Below are 1,163 nucleotides of genomic sequence, written 5' to 3'. Positions count from 1 at the left end.
ATATTGGCGGTTTTACATGGTGTTATAATATAACAATTAAACCAATGTTCACACCATTCATTACCACGTAAAACGTAACGCTATATGACAGTCACCCTGACAGTAGAAAAGCCAAAACCAAAAAAGCCACTGTTCTATCTTAACTATGATAAATCAGCGGCTTTTCGAACAATTTAAAACAAGCGTGAAAGAGTAGTATTCGCTTTAGACAAACATCAATATGCTTTGAAACTTATCGTTTCTTTCCCTGCTGTACCAGCTTCTCGTGCCAAGCAGTATTTCCATCACGGTTGCTCACATCATATTCGGCGCAAAACTGAGAAATGGTCATATTGTTATCGCCAGTGGCCAGTTTTAAAGCCAGCTGAACTTGCTGTAGTTTACTTTGCAGGCGAAGAATTTGACCTGCGTTTGGACTTTTCTCTTTCGCGTATTTCAGTGCTGCGTGCTTACGTTCCGCCGCTCCAGCTCTTCGATCTGCCTCGCCCAAGAGAAACTTTAGTTGACCAATCGTTTTGCCTTTCTTAAAAGCAGGGTCAAGCAGCTCAACACATTCATCAAAAGTCGGATTTTCAATGTATGGATCGATTTTATGTGCTTGTTGGCGCATCCACTCTAGCGCTAATTCTTCATCTGACATCGTGAAACCTTGGCGAAAAAAAGAGACATATAATATCGTTCATTAAGGATGGGCTGCAACACTAGATTCTACTCGCATCAGTCGTATTAATGAGCAGTTACTGTAACTATTATATACAAAATACCTATTCTGCTAGATCGTCATCGCTATGAAGCGTTTAGCACAGCTCTTTGACCACAAAGCCTTTCATGTGCAACCTAGCTCGACTATCACCAATCTTTTCCCTTGTATCGCTCACAGCGAAATGTTGAGTAAGAACAAAACGAATACTTGCAATACTACTTACTAGATTAATTGGATTAATAAGGCTTTCATCCATTTTTCGAAGCCTTTATCACCTGCCCGAATTTACAGTTGAAATCAGTTTTTTTAAAATAAATAATCATTATTGATTTTTTCATTAACAAATATTTAGTTTGTAAGCATAAGCCAAACCTGCTTGTAAAATGTGATCTTCCCCGTATTATTCGAGCCAACAAATAACACTTAAATAAATAAGTCAGGCTCAAAAATGAAAAAAACA

General features: G+C 38.1%; 1 protein-coding gene. It reads right to left on the bottom strand.

The window, feature by feature from the left end; all coding sequences use genetic code 11:
- Positions 1-232 precede the first annotated feature (232 nt).
- Positions 233-640, bottom strand: coding sequence for a hypothetical protein (locus KIV40_RS24885; RefSeq protein WP_285351859.1), 408 nt, complete (start codon positions 638-640; stop codon positions 233-235).
- Between the last annotated feature and the right edge of the window lie 523 nt (positions 641-1,163).

It is taken from the genome of Vibrio sp. D173a (assembly GCF_030248475.1).
Note: the sequence above shows the minus strand (reverse complement) of the source record. Positions and strands in the feature narration are given on the sequence as shown.